Source organism: Streptomyces filipinensis (genome assembly GCF_014649495.1).
Taxonomy (GTDB): Bacteria; Actinomycetota; Actinomycetes; order Streptomycetales; family Streptomycetaceae; genus Streptomyces; species Streptomyces filipinensis.
The window spans coordinates 432,509-451,700 of sequence record NZ_BMTD01000001.1 but is presented as its reverse complement, the minus strand read 5'-3'; the positions used below and the strand labels follow the sequence as shown (position 1 = coordinate 451,700).

Annotated in this window: 16 protein-coding genes; 11 read left to right on the top strand and 5 right to left on the bottom strand. The window is 71.3% G+C overall.

Annotation, left to right across the window (positions count from 1 at the left end):
- Positions 1-13 precede the first annotated feature (13 nt).
- Positions 14-1,192, bottom strand: coding sequence for a PP2C family protein-serine/threonine phosphatase (locus IE244_RS01980; protein WP_191870863.1), 1,179 nt, complete (start codon positions 1,190-1,192; stop codon positions 14-16).
- A 187-nt stretch (positions 1,193-1,379) separates the two neighbouring features.
- Here IE244_RS01980 and IE244_RS01975 point away from each other — a divergent pair, with 187 nt between their 5' ends.
- Complete coding sequence (locus IE244_RS01975; RefSeq protein WP_191870862.1) at positions 1,380-2,621, top strand: GNAT family N-acetyltransferase; 1,242 nt, start codon at positions 1,380-1,382, stop codon at positions 2,619-2,621.
- Positions 2,622-2,676: 55 nt separating this feature from the next.
- Here IE244_RS01975 and IE244_RS01970 read toward each other — a convergent pair whose 3' ends face one another.
- The gene (locus tag IE244_RS01970; RefSeq protein ID WP_191870861.1) at positions 2,677-3,486 is read right to left on the bottom strand and encodes an Fpg/Nei family DNA glycosylase; all 810 of its coding nucleotides are present in this window, start codon (positions 3,484-3,486) and stop codon (positions 2,677-2,679) included.
- 116 nt (positions 3,487-3,602) lie between these two features.
- Positions 3,603-4,088, bottom strand: a complete 486-nt coding sequence (locus IE244_RS01965; protein WP_191870860.1) for a ribose-5-phosphate isomerase — start codon at positions 4,086-4,088, stop codon at positions 3,603-3,605.
- 214 nt (positions 4,089-4,302) lie between these two features.
- Here IE244_RS01965 and IE244_RS01960 point away from each other — a divergent pair, with 214 nt between their 5' ends.
- Entirely contained in the window at positions 4,303-5,727 is a 1,425-nt protein-coding gene (locus IE244_RS01960; RefSeq protein ID WP_191870859.1) for an amino acid permease, read from the top strand.
- Between the two features lie 344 nt (positions 5,728-6,071).
- On the opposite strand, the gene IE244_RS01955 is transcribed toward IE244_RS01960, so the two are convergent.
- Positions 6,072-6,653 (bottom strand): biotin transporter BioY, encoded by a 582-nt coding sequence (locus IE244_RS01955; protein WP_191870858.1) that lies wholly within the window; start codon positions 6,651-6,653, stop codon positions 6,072-6,074.
- 429 nt (positions 6,654-7,082) lie between these two features.
- Between IE244_RS01955 and IE244_RS01950 the strand changes: the two genes are divergently transcribed.
- The 8 genes from IE244_RS01950 (at position 7,083) to IE244_RS01915 (ending at position 15,633) form a co-directional block, all read left to right on the top strand.
- Complete coding sequence (locus IE244_RS01950; RefSeq protein ID WP_191870857.1) at positions 7,083-8,282, top strand: ROK family transcriptional regulator; 1,200 nt, start codon at positions 7,083-7,085, stop codon at positions 8,280-8,282.
- A gap of 206 nt (positions 8,283-8,488) precedes the next feature.
- The gene (locus tag IE244_RS01945) at positions 8,489-9,529 is read left to right on the top strand and encodes an ABC transporter substrate-binding protein (RefSeq protein WP_191870856.1); all 1,041 of its coding nucleotides are present in this window, start codon (positions 8,489-8,491) and stop codon (positions 9,527-9,529) included.
- On the top strand, positions 9,526-10,371 hold the full coding sequence (locus tag IE244_RS01940; RefSeq protein WP_191870855.1) for an ABC transporter permease: 846 nt from the start codon (positions 9,526-9,528) through the stop codon (positions 10,369-10,371). The genes IE244_RS01945 and IE244_RS01940 overlap by 4 nt, the downstream gene beginning before the upstream one ends.
- On the top strand, positions 10,347-11,081 hold the full coding sequence (locus tag IE244_RS01935) for an ABC transporter ATP-binding protein (RefSeq protein WP_191870854.1): 735 nt from the start codon (positions 10,347-10,349) through the stop codon (positions 11,079-11,081). The genes IE244_RS01940 and IE244_RS01935 overlap by 25 nt, the downstream gene beginning before the upstream one ends.
- Positions 11,078-12,436 (top strand): LLM class flavin-dependent oxidoreductase, encoded by a 1,359-nt coding sequence (locus IE244_RS01930; RefSeq protein ID WP_373305698.1) that lies wholly within the window; start codon positions 11,078-11,080, stop codon positions 12,434-12,436. Before IE244_RS01935 ends, IE244_RS01930 begins: the two co-directional genes overlap by 4 nt.
- A gap of 12 nt (positions 12,437-12,448) precedes the next feature.
- A complete protein-coding gene (locus IE244_RS01925; protein WP_191870852.1) occupies positions 12,449-13,354 on the top strand; it encodes a TauD/TfdA dioxygenase family protein in 906 nt (301 codons plus the stop codon).
- 122 nt (positions 13,355-13,476) lie between these two features.
- The gene (locus IE244_RS01920) at positions 13,477-14,865 is read left to right on the top strand and encodes an amino acid permease (RefSeq protein ID WP_191870851.1); all 1,389 of its coding nucleotides are present in this window, start codon (positions 13,477-13,479) and stop codon (positions 14,863-14,865) included.
- Positions 14,866-14,985: 120 nt separating this feature from the next.
- Positions 14,986-15,633: a superoxide dismutase gene (locus IE244_RS01915; RefSeq protein WP_191870850.1), complete on the top strand. Its 648-nt coding sequence runs from the start codon at positions 14,986-14,988 to the stop codon at positions 15,631-15,633.
- Positions 15,634-15,786: 153 nt separating this feature from the next.
- On the opposite strand, the gene IE244_RS01910 is transcribed toward IE244_RS01915, so the two are convergent.
- Complete coding sequence (locus tag IE244_RS01910; protein WP_191870849.1) at positions 15,787-16,431, bottom strand: mycothiol-dependent nitroreductase Rv2466c family protein; 645 nt, start codon at positions 16,429-16,431, stop codon at positions 15,787-15,789.
- A 138-nt stretch (positions 16,432-16,569) separates the two neighbouring features.
- Here IE244_RS01910 and pepN point away from each other — a divergent pair, with 138 nt between their 5' ends.
- On the top strand, positions 16,570-19,152 hold the full coding sequence (pepN, locus tag IE244_RS01905) for an aminopeptidase N (protein WP_191870848.1): 2,583 nt from the start codon (positions 16,570-16,572) through the stop codon (positions 19,150-19,152).
- Positions 19,153-19,192: the final 40 nt, after the last annotated feature.

The window sequence follows — 19,192 nt, the reverse complement described above, 5'->3', positions numbered from 1 at the left end:
GTGGGGACGGCGGTCAGGAGGGCAGTCGGGGCGGGGAGGACTGGCGGCAGATCAGCAGGAGGGCCCGGTCGTCGTTGACGTCCTTCGCGACCGCCTCGATGAGGTGCCAGGCGGCGCCGTGGAAGCCGCCGGCGACATAGCGGTCGGCCTCGCCGGTGAGGCGGTCGATGCCCTCGACGATGTCGCGGTCGGAGGTCTCCACCAGGCCGTCCGTGAAGAGCATCAGGACGTCGCCGGGGCGCAGGGAGCCCTTCATGGGATCGAACTGGGCGCCGTCGTACACGCCGAGCAGCGGGCCCTCGGCGGCCTTCTCCTCCCAGCGTCCGCTGCCCGCGCTCAGCTGCAGACCCGGGGGATGGCCGGCGGAGTACAGCTCGTAGTCACCGGAGTCGAGGTCCAGGACGAGATGGATGGAGGTGGCGAAGCCCTCGTCCCAGTCCTGGCGCAGGAGGTAGCCGTTCGCGGCGGGCAGGAAGGCGTGCGGCGGCAGCGAGCCGAGCAGGCCGCCGAAGGCACCGGACAGCAGCAGGGCGCGCGACCCGGCGTCCATGCCCTTGCCGGACACGTCCGTGAGCACGACCTCCAGCGTGCGGCCGCCGTTGGTGCGGGCCGCGACGACGAAGTCGCCGGAGAAGGACTGGCCGCCGGCCGGCCTGAGCGCCATCTCGTGGTGCCAGCCCTGCGGCAGCTTCGGCAGCTTGCTCTGCACCCGGATCCGCTCGCGCAGGTCGAACAGCATGGTGCCGCCGCGCCGCCAGGGCACGCCGACCCGGCTGCGGAACTGGGCCGTGAGCAGACCGAAGAAACCGCACGCCGCCACGACCAGGACGACGCCCGGGGTGACCCGGGAGGGCCCCTCGGTGTACGGGCCGAGCCGTACCGACTCCACGATCAGCGCGCTGGCCCCCGCCGCGTACAGGCCGAGCAGGCTCGCCGGGCGCAGCAGCAGGCCGCCCGCGATGATCGGCAGCACCAGCGTGGCCGGGGAGCACCACACCGAGTCGACCAGGGTGACGGCCATGAGGAGGGGGATGGCGAGCAGCAGGCCGACGAACGCGATCCAGTCGGAGCCGTCGCCGCGGAAGTAGTCCACGGCGCTTCTGCGCAGGCCGACGCGGGCCCGGTGCCACTGCATCTTCCACCGGGCCGTGAACGTCTCGGCCTTCGCGCGCCGCTGTCGTCCTGCTGCCATCAGTTCGGGACCCTATCCATCGGACCGGCTGCTTGGCACGGGAGGTCCCACTTGTCCCCCGTGCGAGGCCCCACTTCGTGATGCGTCTCGTGGTGCGTCCTCACAGTGAACGGCACGCGGGGCCATCGCGCCGCCGACCGGGAGAAATTCACTGGCTCGTCCTGCAATGCCCTGATAGGCATGGCTCATGGGGACTGACGGCGGGACCGAGTTGAGGATGCTGCGCCCGGAGGAGTTCGACCGGTGGTGGGACCACCTGGTCCGTGCGTTCGGGGGCGGACCGGCCTCGACCGAAGAGCGCGAACTGGACAAATCCGTCACCGAGTTCGATCGTTCCCTGGCCGTCTGGGACGCGGACGCGATCGTCGGTACGTCCGGGGCCTTCAGCTTCCGGATGACCGTGCCGGGCGGGGCGGTGGTGCCCACCGCCGGTGTGACCATGGTCAGCGTGGCCGCGACGCACCGGCGGCGCGGGATCCTGACGGCGATGATGCGGCGGCTGCTGGCCGACGCGCACACCAAGGGCGAGCCGCTGGCGGCACTGTTCGCCTCCGAGCCCGCGATCTACGGCCGCTTCGGGTTCGGTACGGCGAGCTTCCAGATCAGCGCCGACATCGACACCGGCCGGGTCGCGCTGGCGCTGCCCGCGGGCACCGACGAGGTGCGCGTGCGCTACGCACCGCCCGCCGACGTCCTGAAGGAGTGCGAGGCGGTGTACGCGGCCCTGGTGCCCCGCCGCCCCGGCATGCTGGCCCGGCAGCCCGGCTGGGAGCAGGCCGGCCTGCTCGACCCGGAGAGCGACCGGAACGGGGCGTCGGCCCTGCAGTGCGTGGTCGCCGAACGGGACGGACAGGTCACCGGGTACGCCCGGTTCCGCACCAAGATGGAATGGGGGCCGAGCGGCCACGACGGTTCGGTGACCCTGGAGGACCTCGCCGCGCTCGATCCGGCGGCGGAGGCCGCGCTGTGGCGGTTCCTGTTCGGCATCGACCTGATGACGACGCTGACGGTACGGGGACGGCCGGTCGACGACGCCTGGCAGCACCTGGTCTCCGACATCCGCCGCTGCCGGCTGCGGCTGCGGGACGCCGGGCACGTCCGCCTGGTGGACGTGGGTACGGCCCTGTCGGCACGTACGTATCCGGCGCCCGTGGACGTGGTGCTGGACGTGGAGGACGCCTTCTGCCCCTGGAACGCGGGACGCTGGCGGCTGACGGGCGACGCCGAGGGCGCGTCCTGCGAGCGGACGAGCGACGCACCCGCGCTCGCCCTCACGGTACGGGACCTGGGCGCGGCCTACCTCGGCGGTGTGACCCTGCTGTCACTGGCGAGGGCCGGCCGGGTACGGGAGCTGCGGCCGGGCACGCTGACACAGGCATCGGTGGCGTTCGCCTCAGCGGTGGCCCCCTGGCTGCCCCACGGCTTCTGACACCCGCCACCCCGGCACCACGGCGGTCCCGCAGCCCGGTGTCCCCATGCCCCGTTCACGGTTTCTGGCAGGTGGGGCACCAGAAGAGGTTGCGGGCGGCGAGGGCGGCGGTGCGGATCTCGTCGCCGCAGATGTGGCAGGGCTGGGGCGCGCGGCGGTACACGTAGACCTCGCCGCCGTGGTCGTCCACGCGGGGCGGGCGGCCCATGGCCTCCGGGGTGTGCTCGGGGCGGACGGTGTCGATCCGGTTGTTCCTGACCCCCTCCCGCATCAGCGCGACGAGATCGGCCCAGAGGGCGTCCCACGTGCGCGGGGTGATCTCCCTGCCGGCCCGGTAGGGGTCGACGCCGTGCCGGAAGAGGACCTCGGCGCGGTAGACGTTGCCGACGCCGGCGACGATCTTCTGGTCCATGAGGAGCGCGGCGATCGTCGTACGGCTACGGGAGATCCTGCGGTACGCCGCGGCGGGGTCGGCGTCCTCACGGAGCGGGTCGGGGCCGAGGCGGGCGTGTATCGCGCGCTTCTCCTCCTCCGTGATCAGCGCGCAGGTGGTGGGGCCGCGGAGGTCGACGTAGGCGGTGTCGTCGGCGAGCCGCAGCCGGACGGTGTCGGTCGGCGGGGGCGCGGGGGCGTCACCGAAGCCGACCTTGCCGAACAGACCGAGGTGGATGTGGACCCAGTCGGCGTCCCGGAAGCGGAGGAAGAGGTGCTTGCCGTGGGCTTCGGTGCCGGTGAGGACGGCGCCGTTCAGCAGGTCGGCGGCGTCCGAGAACTTCCCCTGCGGGCTGCTGACGCGGGCGGGCCTTCCCGAGAACCGCTCGGCGTAGTCCTGGGCCAGCCGGTGGATGGTGTGCCCTTCTGGCAAGGCTGAGCTTTCCTTTCCGATCCGGCCGACCAGGACCGCGGGGATGCCTCCCCGGCCCACCGGATCGAAACCGGTGGGCCGGACGGAGGGGCGGGGGCAGGGTCCCCCGCGGGGTCTTACTGCTGCGGGTGGTGGGGCGGGATCGGGGGGAGGTCGCCCGTCGTCTCGTAGCCGGCCAGCATGTCGATCCGGCGGATGTGCCGCTCGTCACCGGAGAAGGGTGTGTTCAGGAACACCTCGACGAACTTCGTCGCCTCCTCCGTGCTGTGCATGCGCGCCCCCACGGCCACCACGTTGGCGTTGTTGTGCTGCCGCCCGAGCGCCGCCGTCTCCTCGCTCCAGGCCAGCGCCGCGCGCACGCCCTTCGCCTTGTTCGCGGCGATCTGCTCACCGTTGCCGGAGCCGCCGATCACGATGCCGAGGGCGTCGGGGTCCGCGGCCGTCCGCTCCGCGGCGCGCAGGCAGAAGGGCGGGTAGTCGTCCTGGGCGTCGTAGATGTGCGGCCCGCAGTCGACGGGCTCGTGCCCCGCCGCCTTGAGCCAGTCGACGAGGTGGTTCTTGAGTTCGTAGCCCGCATGGTCGGAGCCGAGATACACGCGCATGCAATGAGTGTGACACGCCTGTATCAGGGCAGCAGCCTCGGGTGGCGGCCCCCCTGAGAGTCCCAAAAATGTGAGCCTGACCATAGAACCTCAAGGGAACCTCAAGTAACGATACGGATTCAGAGGTTCCCGAATTCGTTCGCCTCGGATTCACTGGACCGACTCGTACACCGCTCATACGAGCTGCCCCTCCTGGTGCAAAGGAAATCCGTCCATGACCCCTGGTTCGGGCCTCCAAGCAGGACTCAAGAACCGCCATCTGTCGATGATCGCGATCGGTGGTGTGATCGGAGCCGGCCTCTTCGTCGGTTCCAGCTCCGGCATCGCCACCGCGGGACCCGGCATCCTGCTGTCGTACGCCCTCGTCGGCACCCTCGTCGTCCTCGTGATGCGCATGCTCGGCGAGATGTCCGCGGCCAACCCCGCCTCCGGCTCCTTCTCCGAGCACGCCGACCGCGCCCTCGGCCGCTGGGCCGGGTTCTCCATCGGCTGGCTCTACTGGTTCTTCTGGGTCGTCGTGCTGGCCGTCGAGGCCACCGCCGGCGCCGGGATCCTCGCGGGCTGGGTGCCCGCCGTGCCCCAATGGGCCTGGGCACTCATCGTGATGACCGTGCTCACCGCGACCAACCTCGTCTCCGTCGGCTCCTACGGCGAGTTCGAGTTCTGGTTCGCCGGCATCAAGGTCGTGGCGATCGGCGCGTTCATCGTCGTCGGTCTGCTGGCCGTGTTCGGCGTCCTGCCGGGCGCGCACGCCGACAAGGCGTCCTTCGGCAACCTGACCGACCACGGCGGCTTCCTGCCGCACGGCCCCGGCACCATCCTCACCGGTGTGCTGCTGGTCGTCTTCTCCTTCATGGGAAGCGAGATCGCGACCCTGGCGGCCGGCGAGTCGGAGGACCCGCAGCGCGCGGTCACCAAGTCCACCAACAGCATCATCTGGCGGATCGGCGTCTTCTACCTGGGTTCGATCCTGGTCGTCGTCTCGCTGCTGCCGTGGAACGACCCGTCCATCAAGAAGGACGGCTCCTACGTCGCCGCCCTGAACTCCCTGGGCATCGCGCACGCCGGCGAGATCATGAACGTCATCGTGCTGACCTCGGTGCTGTCCTGCCTCAACTCCGGCCTGTACACCGCCTCCCGGATGGCGTTCTCGCTGGGCCAGCGCGGTGACGCGCCGAAGGCGTTCGCCCGCACCACCTCCCGCGGTGTGCCGCTGACGGCCATCCTGGCGTCGGTCGTCTTCGGATTCGTGGCGGTGTTCTTCAACTACGCCTACCCGAAGACCGTCTTCCTCTTCCTGGTCAACTCCTCCGGCGCGGTCGCCCTGTTCGTGTGGCTGGTCATCTGCTTCTCGCAGCTGCGGATGCGGAAGATCATCCAGCGGGAGGCGCCGGAGAAGCTGGTCGTGAAGATGTGGCTGTACCCGTACCTGACCTGGGTGACGGCCGCCTTCATCGTCTTCGTCCTCGGCTACATGCTGACCGACACCGAAGGCGAGAGCAGCGGCCGTACGACCGTGCTGCTGTCGGTGGGCGTGGCGACGATCGTGGTGCTGGTCGCCCTGGTGAAGCAGAAGCTCGCGGCGAACCGCCCGGCCCCCGCGGTCGAGGCCCCGGCCGACAAGGTGTCCGTCGGCTGATCCGCCCCTCCGGCTGAACATGGCCGCATGACCTGACGCATCCTGTCAGGTCATGCGGCCATGTCGCGTGCCATGACCTCCGTGGACGAGCACCTGGACCCGGCCTGGTCACCGCCGACGGGCAGCGCCGTCCTGCGGGCGTACGAGGACTTGGGCGCGGACCGTGCCGGACGGGCTGACCTCGTCGTTCGCCGCCGTGCCGTACCCGGACCTGGACGTCGAGCGGGCCGGTGAGCCACCGGGGACAGGAACACCGCTCCGTACGACCCCGAAACGCGCAAGAGGCTCGCCCGGGTCGAGGAGACGTACGACCCGGCGAGCCTCTTCCGCAGGAACTACGGCGTCTAGCGCTTGTTCGCGAACTTCCAGGCGGTCGGCAGCGCGCCCATCGCCAGGGCGGCCTTGAGGGCGTCGCCGATCAGGAACGGGGCGAGGCCGAGGGCGACGGCCTGGGAGAGGGAGAGGTGGGCCGCGACGGCCAGGTAGGGCACGCCGACGGCGTAGATGATCGCCTCGCCGAGGATCATCGTGCCCGCCATGCGCAGCGGCGAGCGGTCGGCGCCGCGCCGGGCCAGGGCTCCGACGGCCGCCGAGGCGAGGAGCATGCCGAGGATGTAGCCGAAGGAGACCGAGGCCGCGCCGGAGGTGCCGTGCGCGAACCACGGCACGCCCGCGACACCGGCGAGCGCGTACAGGGCGAGCGAGAGGACGCCGCGGCGGGCGCCGAGCGCGGTGCCGACGAGCAGCGCGGCGAAGGTCTGGCCGGTCACCGGCACCGGGGAGTGGGGCACCGGGACGGCCACCTGGGCCGCGAGGCCGGTGAGCGCGGCGCCGCCGATGACGAGGGCCGCGTCGCGGACGCGGGACGCGGGCAGCAGGTCGGCGAGGACTGCGCCGGGGCGAGCGGTGGCGGTGGCGGTGCTCATGGGGACTCCGCGGGTGACGGGGACATGCTGGGACAACGGTGACGCTATCCCAGCCGCCTCCGGCCGATCACCGTCAGCGATCGACAAAGGGGAGATCGGGGGCTTGGTGGGCTCCGGACAAAGACTGCGGGATACACCGACCTTGGGGTGACCCTGGTCACTGAGGCGGGGACGGGTGGCTCACTCGGCGGGGCGCCGAGCGGACTGTGGGGTCTCACCAAATGAATCCTGGTCGTCTGGCCGGATTCACCTTTCCTGGCCTACCCTTCCAGCCATGGTGGCCCAGTCCCGGTACTTCACGTCGCGTCGCTATGTCGACCTGCGACGCCAGGGCACGGCCACCTGTCGCCGCCCGGGGTAGGGGCGGGCCGGCACGGCACGCCTCGCCTTTCCGAGACGTGTCGGCCCCGCTCCCGAGGACGGTCCTCCATGCCCCGTACCGCGGCATCCACCCTTGTCTCGCCCGTTCCGCGTGCCGCCGACAGCGACCGGCGGCGCACCAGCGCCAGTGTCGTCCTGCGGTCCGTGCTGGAGCACGGGCCGGTGGCGCGCAGCACCATCGCCCGGCTGACCGGGCTGTCGCCCGCGTCGGTGACCGAACACTGTGCCCGGCTCGCCGAACTCGGCCTGGTCCGGGAGTCCGCCGTGCCGCGCCGCTCGAACGGGGTCGGCCGGCCGCATGTCCCGGTCGACCTGGACGACGCCCGGTTCCTGGTCGGCGGGGTGCATGTGGCCGTGCCGTACACGACGGTGGCGCTGCTGGATCTGCGCGGCCGGGTGGTGGCCCGGCGCGAGCTGAAGCACGAACGGACCGACGCGGGCTGGGTGCTGGCCCGGGCGGCCGAGGGACTCGCCGAGCTGCTCGCCGGGGTGCCGGACCGCCGGCCGCTGGGCGTCGGGGTGGCGGTCGGCGGCTGGGTGGAGCGGGAGACGGGCAGCGTGGTCGAGCACGAGCTGCTGGGCTGGCGCGAGGTGCCGGTGCGGGAGCTGCTCGGCGCCCGCACGGGTCTGCCGGTCCATGTGGACGGGCACGCGCGGGCGTTGGTGAACGGGGAGCGGCTGTTCGGGCGGGCCCGGGGCAGCCGGAGCGTGCTGCACCTGTTCATGGGCAACGTGGTCGACGCGGCCTTCGCGACCAACGACGAGGTGCACCACGGGCCGCGTTCGGCGGCCGGGGCGATCGCGCATCTGCCGGTGCCGGGCGGCACCGAGCCGTGCGCGTGCGGCCGTACCGGCTGCCTGCAGGCCGAGCTGAGCGAGCGGACGCTGTGCCGGCGGGCCCGGGCGGCCGGGGTGACCGGCTCGGCCAACCCGATGCACGTGGTGGCCGCGGCGGCGGGCGGGGACGCGACGGCCCGGCGGCTGCTGGTGGAGCGGGCCCGGGCGACCGGGCGGGCGGCCGGATTGCTGCTCGATGTGCTCAACCCGGAGACCGTCGTCGTGACCGAGGTGGGCGTCATCCACTTCGAGGACTGCCTCGCCGCACTGCGGGAGGCGGCCGGCACGGCCCGTGCGGCGGATGTACTCCCGACGAGTTTCCCGGATTCCGTACTGGCGGTGGCGGGCGGTTCGGTGGTGCTGGACGCGTTGTTCCGGGACCCGCTGGCTGCCTCACCTGAGGCTATTTAATTCAGAAACTCCGAATGTTGACAGGGGGTACTCATGGCCAGGAACATGCTGGTCATGAGCCTCCTCATCAGCTGTCGCACCGTCTGTTGCTGACACATTGCCGCGCATGAAGCGCGTGTTTCCCGCTGTGTGAGTTCTCTTTCCTCCGGCTCTTCTTCCCGGAATTCTTCCTGCCTTTCCCCTCTTTTTGTCCCGGGAGTCCTCCCATGCACCGTCGTGTCTTTCTCACCTCCCTGCTGGGCGCGTCCGCCGCCGTGGGCCTCAGCGGCTGCGCCAAGGGTGACGCCTCCGCCGACACCAGCGGGGCCGCGACCAAGCCGCTCGCCGACGAGGTCCCGGCCGGCACCAGCCTGAAGATCGCCTCCTACCTGGGCCAGCAGCAGCTGCAGTTCCGGCTGGCGAAGCTGCCCAAGCTGCCCTTCACGGTGTCCGACTGGCTGAACATCGGAGCCGGCCCGGACGTCATCAACGCCTTCCGCGCCAAGTCCCTGGACCTCGCCAACAACGCGGGCATCCCGCCGATCCAGGCGCACTACCAGGGCTTCGACGCGAAGATCGTGGCGATCGACATCACCCGCAAGCCCAACTACCTCTTCGCCACCAAGCCCGGCAGCGACATCCGCACCGTCGACGACTTCAAGGGCGGGCGGCTGGCCTTCTCGCAGGGGCAGGCGCAGGGCGTCGTCCTGCTGCGGGCGCTGAAGAAGGCGGGCCTGAGCTACGACCAGGTGAAGCTGGTCCCGCTGACCAGCAACCAGTTCTTCACCGCCCTGCAGTCCGGGCAGGTCGACGTGGCCCCGCTCGCCATCAGCCAGGCGCCCGCCTATCTCAAGCAGTACGAGGCGAAGGGCGCCCGCGCCATCGACACCGACGTCGTGGACCTGCTCAACCCGCTGTGGGCACCGCAGTCGGTGCTCAGCGACCCGGCGAAGGCCGCCGCGGTCGCCGCCTACATCCCGCAGTGGGCGCGGGGCCAGGTGTGGGCGTACGAGCACCCGGACGTGTGGGACGAGGAGTTCTACGTCAAGACGCAGAACCTGACCCTCGCGCAGGCGCAGGGCATCACGAAGCTCGCCAACAAGCCTCTCTTCCCTCCCGTTTGGGACGAGGCGATCAAGTGGGAGCAGGAGACCGCGGATCTGCTCGCCGAGGGCGGGTTCGTGAAGAAGTTCGACGTCTCCTCGCTCTTCGACCACCGCTTCGAGTCGATCGCCGCCAAGGCCGTACCGCAGGAGTACCGGAAATGACCGCCGTGACCACGTCGACCGCCGTGCCGGCGACGGCGGCCGGGGAGCCGCCCCAGGTCCGCCGGCGCCGCCGCCTCTCCCCCGGCCGCCGGCTGCCCGCCGCCCGGCTGATCGGCCCCCTGGCGTTCCTCGCGCTGTGGGCCGCCGCCTCCGCCGCCGGGTCCCTCGACCCGGCCGCCATCCCCGCGCCCTGGACGGTGCTGCGGACCGGCGGTCACCTGTGGACCGACGGCACGCTGTCCACCGACGTCCTGACCTCGCTGAAGCGGGCCGGGTACGGCTTCGCGATCGGCCTGACCGCGGGGGTCCTGCTGGCGCTCGCCTCCGGGCTCAGCCGCACCGGTGAGGCGCTGATCGACGGGACCGTGCAGCTCAACCGGGCGGTACCGACCCTCGGTCTGATCCCGCTGTTCATCCTCTGGCTGGGCATCGGGGAGACCTTCAAGGTCGCCATCATCGCGATCGTCGTCTACGTCCCGATCTACCTGAACACACACGCCGCGCTGTCCGGCATCGACAGCCGGTACGTCGAACTCGCCGAGGTGCAGGGCCTGTCCCGGCTCGCCTTCGTCCGCCAGGTGGTGATCCCCGGCGCGCTGCCCGGATTCTTCGTGGGACTCCGGCTCGGTGTGACCGGCTCCTGGCTGGGCCTGGTGGTGCTGGAGCAGATCAACGCCACCAGCGGTCTCGGCTACCTGATGTTCCAGGCGCAGAACTACGGCCAGACCGACGTGATCCTGGTAGGCCTGCTGATCTACGGCGTCTTCGGCCTGGTCTCCGACAGCGTGGTCCGTCTGATCGAACGGAGGGTGCTGTCGTGGCGCCGCACACTGAGCAGCTGACCCGGCCGGCCGTCCGGCTGCGGGACCTGACCCGGTCGTTCGACGGCCGTACGGTCCTCGACGGCATCGACCTCGACCTGCCCGCCGGCCAGTTCACGGCCCTGCTCGGGCACAGCGGCTCGGGCAAGTCCACCCTGCTGCGGGCCGTCGCGGGCCTGGACCACGGAGTGGCCGGCAGCGGGCGGCTCAGCGCGCCCGAGCGGGTCTCGGTGGTCTTCCAGGACTCCCGGCTGCTGCCCTGGCGCCGGGTGCTGGACAACGTCCTGCTGGGCACGGACGGCGGGGACGCCGAGCAGCGCGGCCGGGCCGCGCTGGAAGAGGTCGGTCTGAAGGGCCGCGAGCGGGCCTGGCCCGGCGAGCTGTCCGGCGGCGAGGCCCAGCGGGCCGCGCTGGCCCGCTCCCTGGTCCGCGAACCGGAACTGCTGCTGGCGGACGAGCCGTTCGGCGCGCTGGACGCGCTGACCCGGATCAAGATGCACAACCTGCTGCGCGGCCTGTGGCAGCGCCACCGGCCGTCCGTGCTGCTGGTCACCCACGACGTGGACGAGGCGATCGTGCTCGCCGACCGGGTCCTCGTCCTGGACCGGGGCCGCATCGGCCTCGACCTGACCATCGACCACCCCCACCCGCGCTCCTACCGCGAGCCGGTCCTGGGCGAGTACCGCGAGCGGCTGCTGGCCGCGCTGGGCGTCACGGAGGACCACCAGTGACACGGGGTAAGACACCGCGAAGGCTCCATCTGAACGCCTTCCTCATGAACACCGGGCACCACGAGGCGTCGTGGCGGCTTCCGGAGAGCGACCCGTACGCGCACGTCGATCTGCGGCACTACGTGCGGCTCGCGCGGATCGCCGAACGCGGCACCTTCGACTCGCTCTTCCTCGCCGACGGACCGCAGCTGTGGAGCAACCTCGCGCAGCGCCCGGCGGGTGCCCTGGAACCGCTCACCCTGCTGACCGCGCTGGCGACGGCCACCGAGCACATCGGACTGATCGCCACCGCGTCCACCTCCTACAACTCCCCCTACAACCTGGCCCGCAAGCTGGCCTCGCTGGACATCATCAGCGGCGGCCGGGCCGGCTGGAACATCGTCACCACCGCCGGCGCCGAGGCGGCCCGCAACTTCGGGCTCGCCGAGGAGCCCGCGCACGCCGAGCGGTACGCCCGTGCCGCCGAGTTCCTCGACGTGGCGCGCAAGCTGTGGGACAGCTGGGAGGACGACACGATCGTCGCCGACAAGGCGGCCGGGGTCTGGGGCGACGACAGCAGGATCCATCCGGCCCGGCACCAGGGCACGTACTTCAGCGTCGCCGGCGCCCTCAACGTCCCGCGCTCCCCGCAGGGCTACCCGCTGCTGGTGCAGGCGGGGTCGAGCGAGGACGGCAAGGCGTTCGCGGCCCGGTACGCCGAGGCGGTCTTCACCGCCCAGCGGACCCTCGCCGACGCCCAGGCCTTCTACGCCGACCTCAAGTCGCGTACCGGGCGGGCCGGACGCGACCCCGGGCACATCAAGGTGCTGCCCGGGATCGTGCCCGTCCTCGGGTCGACGCAGGCGGAGGCGCGGGCGGCGGAGCAGCTGCTGGAGGACCACATCGTGTACGAGCACGGGGTGGGCCGGCTGGAGAGCCTGCTGACGCTTCCCGCGGGCACGCTGAAGCTGGACGAGCGGCTCCCCTCCGAGCTGCCGCCGGAGTCCGCCATCGAGGGCGCCAAGAGCCGCTACACCCTCGTCGTGGAGCTGGCCCGGCGCGAGCGGCTCACCGTCCGGCAGCTGATCGCGCGGCTCGGCGGCGGACGCGGTCACCTCACCTTCACCGGGACGCCCGAGCAGGTCGCCGGCCAGATCGAGACCTGGTTCACGCAGGGCGCCGCCGACGGCTTCAACATCATGCCGGCCGTACTGCCCTCCGGCCTGGACGCCTTCGTCGAGCACGTCGTACCGCTGCTGCGCGCCCGCGGCCTGTTCCGCACGGAGTACGACGACCCCCGCCAGACCCTCCGGGAGCGCTACGGCCTCCCCCGCCCCGCCCATCCGTACCCCACCCCCGCTCCCGCCCTCGTCTGAAAGGACCGGTTCATGTCCCTGGAGATCACCAAGGTCACCGCACGCATCGGCGCCCGCGTCAGCGGCGTCGACATCACCCGCCCGCTCGCCCCGGAGGAGGTCACCGCGATCCGCGAGGCGCTGAACGTCCACAAGGCACTCGTCTTCGACACGGGTGCCGCCGGAGAACTCGACGACGCCGGGCAGCAGGCCTTCGCCCGCCACTTCGGCGACCTGACCACCGCCCACCCGACGGTCGGCGCGGTCGACGGCGCCCCGAACGTGCTGCCGGTGGACAGCGAGCGGGGCCGGGCCAACCACTGGCACACCGACGTCACCTTCGTCCTCAACCCGCCGCAGGCCAGCACCCTGCGCTCGATCACCGTCCCGCCGTACGGCGGCGAGACCCTGATCGCCAACGCGGCCGCCGCCTACCGGGACCTGCCCGAGCCGCTGCGCCGCCTCGCCGACACCCTGTGGGCGGAGCACACCAACGACTACGACTACGCCGTACCGGAGGAGGAGATCGACGAGGAGAAGGCCGCCCAGCGCGCCCAGTTCACGTCCATCACGTACCGCACCGCCCACCCGGTGGTCCGCGTGCACCCGCTGACCGGCGAGCGCGGGCTGTTCGTCGGCGGGTTCGCGCAGCGGATCGTGGGCCTGTCGGCCGGCGAGTCCCGCAAGATCCTCGACCTGCTGCAGGCGTACGTCACCCGCCCGGAGAACATCCTGCGCCACCGCTGGGCGGTCAACGAGCTGGTGCTCTTCGACAACCGGATCACCCAGCACTACGCCATCGACAACTACGACGGACAGCCGCGCCGGCTGCACCGGGTGACCGTCGCCGGTGACGTCCCGGTCGGCATCGAGGGCAAGGAGAGCTATTCGATCGAGGGTGACGCCTCGCACTACACCCCCGTGCCCGCGGCCGCGTAACCGCCGGTTCACCCTGCGTAGGGCAGGTGTCCGGATACTGGGCGGCCCCTCCGCCTGAGCGGACGGGCCGCCCAGACTGGCGGGGTTTTTGCCCGCCCATTGCACGGGGAGAGCCGCGCCCAATGCCCAGCAGCAGCCCGACCACCGATTCACCGCCGCAGCAACAGGACGGCGCCTCCCTCTCCCACGGCCTCAAGCAGCGCCATCTGTCGATGATCGCCCTCGGCGGTGTCATCGGCGCCGGCCTGTTCGTCGGCTCCGGCGCGGGCATCGCCGCCGCCGGCCCCTCGATCGTGATCGCCTACACGGTCTCCGGCCTGCTGGTGATGCTGGTGATGCGGATGCTCGGCGAGATGTCCGCCGCGTACCCGTCGTCCGGTTCCTTCTCGGCGCATGCCGAGCGGGCGATCGGGCCCTGGGCGGGCTTCGCGGCGGGCTGGTCCTTCTGGGTGCTGCTGTGCACGGCCGTCGGGCTGGAGGGCATCGGCGCCGCGAAGATCGTCCAGGGCTGGGTGCCGGGCACCCCGCAGTGGATGTGGGTCGCGCTGTTCATGGTGGTGTTCTGCGGCGCGAACCTGGCCGCCGTGAAGAACTTCGGTGAGTTCGAGTTCTGGTTCGCCGCGCTGAAGGTCGGCGCGATCAGCCTCTTCCTGATCCTCGGCGTGCTGGCCATCGCGGGCGTGCTGCCCGGCACCGACTCCCCCGGCGCCTCACACCTCGCCCACTTCCTCCCGCACGGCAGCGATGGCCTGATCATCGGCCTGCTCGCGTCCGTCTTCTCCTACGGCGGCATGGAGACGGTCACCATCGCCGCGGCCGAGTCGGAGAACCCGGTCAAGGGCGTGGCCTCCGCGGTGCGTACGGCGATGTGGCGCATCGCCCTGTTCTACATCGGCTCCATGGCGGTCGTCGTCACCCTGGTCCCGTGGGACTCCAAGGAGGTCGTCGAGAAGGGCCCGTACGTCGCCACGCTCGACCACCTCGGCATCCCCGGCGCCGGTCAGCTGATGAACGTGGTCGTCCTGGTCGCCCTGCTCTCCGCGATGAACGCCAACATCTACGGCTCCTCGCGCATCGCCTTCTCGCTGGTCGAGCGCGGCCTGGGCCCGAAGGCGCTGGCGAAGCTGTCCGGCGGGGTCCCGCGGATCGCGGTCCTCGTCTCCTGTGTCCTCGGGTTCGTCTGCGTCCTGCTCAGCTACTGGAGCCCGAACGGCGCCTTCAAGTGGCTGCTGAACATGATCGGCGCGGTCATCCTGGTCGTCTGGATCTTCATCGCGGTCTCCCAGCTGCTGCTGCGCCGCCGCATCGAGCGCGAGACCCCCGAGAAGCTGGTCGTGCGGATGTGGGCCTTCCCGTGGCTGACCTGGGTCGCGCTGGCCGGCATGGCCGCGATCTTCGTCCTGATGGCCCGGGAGCAGGACACCCGGCTCCAGCTCTACTCCACCGGCGTCATGACCTTGCTGCTCGCGGCCGTCGGCTACGTGTGGCAGCGGGCCCGCGCCCGGCGCTGAGCCCCGCACCGGACAAGGCCCCCACGTGCGACACGTGGGGGCCTTTGTGTTGCCCGGCCACTCTTGTTGCTAGCGTGTAGTTGCAAGTAACTTGCAATAAGGTTCCGGAGGGGATCACCCATGCCCGTCTACACGCTGCCCGACCTGCCCTACGACTACTCCGCGCTGGCCCCCGTGATCAGCCCGGAGATCATCGAGCTGCACCACGACAAGCACCACGCGGCCTATGTGAAGGGCGCCAACGACACGCTGGAACAGCTCGCCGAGGCGCGCGAGGCGGAGTCGTGGGGCTCGATCAACGGCCTGGAGAAGAACCTGGCCTTCCACCTCTCCGGTCACATCCTGCACAGCATCTACTGGCAGAACATGACCGGCCCGAAGGACGGCGGTGGCGAGCCGCTCGCGGCCGACGGCGTGGGCGGGCTGGCGGACGCGATCACCGAGTCCTTCGGCTCCTTCGCCGCCTTCAAGACCCAGCTGTCCAAGGCCGCGGCCACCACCCAGGGCTCCGGCTGGGGCGTTCTGGCGTACGAACCGCTCAGCGGCCGGCTGATCGTGGAGCAGGTCTACGACCACCAGGGCAACGTCGGCCAGGGCGCCACGCCCCTCCTGGTCTTCGACGCCTGGGAGCACGCCTTCTACCTCCAGTACCGCAACCAGAAGGTCGACTTCATCGAGGCCATGTGGCAGGTCGTCGACTGGCAGGACGTGGCCCGCCGGCACGAGGCCGCCAGGTCCCGTGCCGACGCGCTGCTGCTGGCCCCCTGATCGGCCGGTCTCCCCCGGGACGTCCCGCCTCGTGATCGTCTTCTCACCTTTCACGTCGGCGGGCGGATGAACGGAAGACCCCTGCGAGGACGTGACTCGCAGGGGTCTTCCCATGCCGCGGGTGCGGGCGGCGGCGGCCGGTGGGGCGTGGACCTACAGGTTGCTGAAGTCGGGGCCCTGGGTGCGGGTGCGCTTGATCTCGTAGAAGCCCGGCACCGAGGCCACGGCGAGGGTGCCGTCCCACAGGCGGGCCGCCTCCTCGCCCTTCGGGGCGGGGGTGACGACGGGGCCGAAGAAGGCGATCTGCTCGCCGTCGGGGCCCGGGACCGCGATGACCGGGGTGCCGACGTCCTGGCCGACCTTCTCGATGCCCTCCTTGTGGGAGGCGCGCAGCTCGGCGTCGAACTCGAAGTCCGTCTGCTCGGCGTACTCGATCAGGTCGGCGGGCAGGCCGACGTCGGCGAGGGCGCCGGCGAGGGCCTCCAGGGTCGGGCCCTCGCCGTTGTTGTGGATGCGGGTGCCGAGCGCGGTGTAGAGCGGGCCGAGGACGTCGGCGCCGTGCTTCTGCCAGGCGGCGGTGACCACGCGCACCGGCTGCCAGGCCTTGGTGGCGAGCATCTCCCGGTACTCCTCCGGCAGCTCGTCCAGGCGGTTCTCGTTGAGGACGGCGAGGCTCATGATGTGCCAGCGGACCTCGATGTCCCGGACCTTCTCCACCTCCAGCACCCAGCGGGAGGTCATCCAGGCCCACGGGCACAGCGGGTCGAACCAGAAGTCGACGGGGGTCTTCTGAGACATGTCTCTCCTCAAGGGGAACTCTTTTCCCGGGAAACGCCCTTGGCCGCCCGGCCATTCCCTGCTGACCCCTGTCAGGGGCACGTGGCAGGATCGGTCCTGTTCAGCCGTCATCCGTGCGACCACGAGGGAGCGCCGCCCGTGCCCGGTGAGAATCTGTCCCGCGACGAGGCCCGGGAGCGGGCCGCCCTGCTGTCCGTCGACGGGTACGACGTGTCCCTGGACCTCAGGTCCGCCGTCGGCGACGGGGACGGCGAGCCGCGCACGTTCCGCTCGGTGACCACGATCCGCTTCCGCTGCAACGAGCCGGGCGCGTCCAGCTTCGCCGATCTGATCGCGCCGGGCGTCACCTCGGTCTCGCTCAACGGCCGCGACCTGGACCCGGGCCAGGTCTTCGACGGCTCGCGGATCCTGTTGGAGGACCTGGCCGGGGAGAACGAGCTGGTGGTGGACGCCCGGTGCGCCTACTCACGCACCGGCGAGGGCATGCACCGCTTCGTGGACCCCGAGGACGGCGAGGTCTACCTCTACACGCAGTACGAGCCGGCCGACTCCCGCCGGGTCTTCGCGAACTTCGAGCAGCCGGACCTGAAGGCGCCGTACCGCTTCGAGGTGCGGGCGCCCGAGGGGTGGACGGTGTGGAGCAACGGGGCGGGTGAACTGGCCGACGGGGTCTGGCGGTTCGCGGAGACCAAGCCGATCTCGACGTACATCACGTGTGTGGTGGCGGGCCCGTACCACCACGTCACCGACTCCTACACCCGCACGTTCGAGGACGGCACGAAGCTGGAGATCCCGCTCGGCGCGATGTGCCGCAAGGGACTCGCCCCGCACTTCGACGCCGACGACGTCTTCCTGGTCACCAAACAGGGCCTGGACTTCTTCCACGACCACTTCGACTACCCGTACCCGTTCGGGAAGTACGACCAGGCGTTCGTGCCCGAGTACAACCTGGGCGCGATGGAGAACCCGGGCCTCGTGACCTTCCGGGAGGAGTACATCTTCCGCGGGAAGGTGACACAGGCGTCGTACGAGGCGCGGGCCAACGTCGTCCTGCACGAGATGGCGCACATGTGGTTCGGCGACCTGGTCACCATGGAGTGGTGGGACGACCTGTGGCTGAAGGAGTCCTTCGCGGACTTCATGGGCACCTTCGCGAACGTCGGCGCGACCCGCTTCAAGGACGCGTGGATCACCTTCGCCAACCGCCGCAAGGCCTGGGCGTACCGCGCGGACCAGCTGCCCTCGACGCATCCGGTCACGGCGGACATCCGTGACCTGGAGGACGCCAAGCTGAACTTCGACGGCATCACCTACGCCAAGGGCGCCTCGGTGCTCAAGCAGCTGGTGGCCTACGTGGGCCAGGACGCGTTCCTGGAGGGCGCCCGCCGCTACTTCAAGCGCCACGCGTACGGCAACACGCGCCTCGGCGACCTGCTGTCGGTGCTGGGCGAGACCAGCGGGCGGGACATGAGCGCGTGGGCCCGGTCCTGGCTGCAGACGGCCGGGGTGAACGCCCTGACGCCGCAGGTGCTGCTGGACACCGAGGGCGGCCGGATCGCCGAGCTGGCGGTGGTGCAGGAGGCTCCGGAGTCGCACCCCGAGGAGCGCCCGCACCGCGTCGCGGTGGGCCTGTACCGGCGTACGCCCGAGGGCGCGCTGGAGCGGTACGCGCGCGTGGAGACGGATGTGGAGGGCCCGCGCACGGTCGTCGCGGAGCTGGCGGGCGCCGAGGCCCCGGAGCTGGTCCTGGTCAACGACGACGACCTGACCTACTGCAAGATCCGCTTCGACAGCACCTCGCTGGCCACGCTCACGCAGCACCTGGGCGCCCTGACCGACCCGCTGGCCCGTGCCCTGTGCTGGTCGGCGCTGTGGAACCTGACCCGGGACGCGCTGCTGCCGGCCCGGGACTTCGTCGCTCTGGTGCTGCGGTTCGCGGGCCGCGAGTCGGACATCGGTGTGCTGCAGATGCTGCACACGTGGGCGAACTCGGCGCTGGTGCACTACGCGGCACCCGAGTGGCGGGAGACGGGCGGCGAGCTGCTGGCCGAGGGCGCGCTGCGGGAGCTGCGGGAGGCCGAGCCGGGCAGCGAGCACCAGCTGGCCTGGGCCCGGTTCTTCGCGGCCGTGGCCTCCGGTGAGCCGGACCTGACGCTGCTGCGGGACCTGCTGGACGGCACGTCGGCGATCGACGGCCTGGAGGTGGACCAGGAGCTGCGCTGGGCGTTCCTGGAGCCGCTGGCCGCGCACGGGGTGGCGGACGAGTCGGTGCTGGCGGCCGAACTGGCCCGGGACGACACGGCGTCCGGCAAGCGGCACCAGGTCCGCTGCCTGGCGGCCCGGCCCTCGGCGGCCGTCAAGGCGCAGGCGTGGGCGCAGGTGGTGGAGTCCGACGCCCTCTCCAACGCCCTGGTGGAGGCGACGATCGCGGGCTTCGACCAGCCCTCGCAGCGGGAGCTGACGGCGCCGTACGCGCGGAAGTACTTCGCGGCGATCGAGCGGGTGTGGCGGGAGCGGTCGATCCAGATCGGCATGGACGTCGTACGGGGCCTGTTCCCGGCGCTCCAGGACCGGCCGGAGACCCTGGAGGCGACGGACGCGTGGCTGGACGCGCACCGGGACGCGGCGCCGGCGCTGCGCCGGCTGGTGCTGGAGGCACGGGACGACCTGGCGCGGGCGCTGCGCGCACAGGAGTGCGACGCGACGGCCGCCGACCACTGAGCCTTGGCCTGAGCTTTCCACGCCGGTGACCGTTACGAAA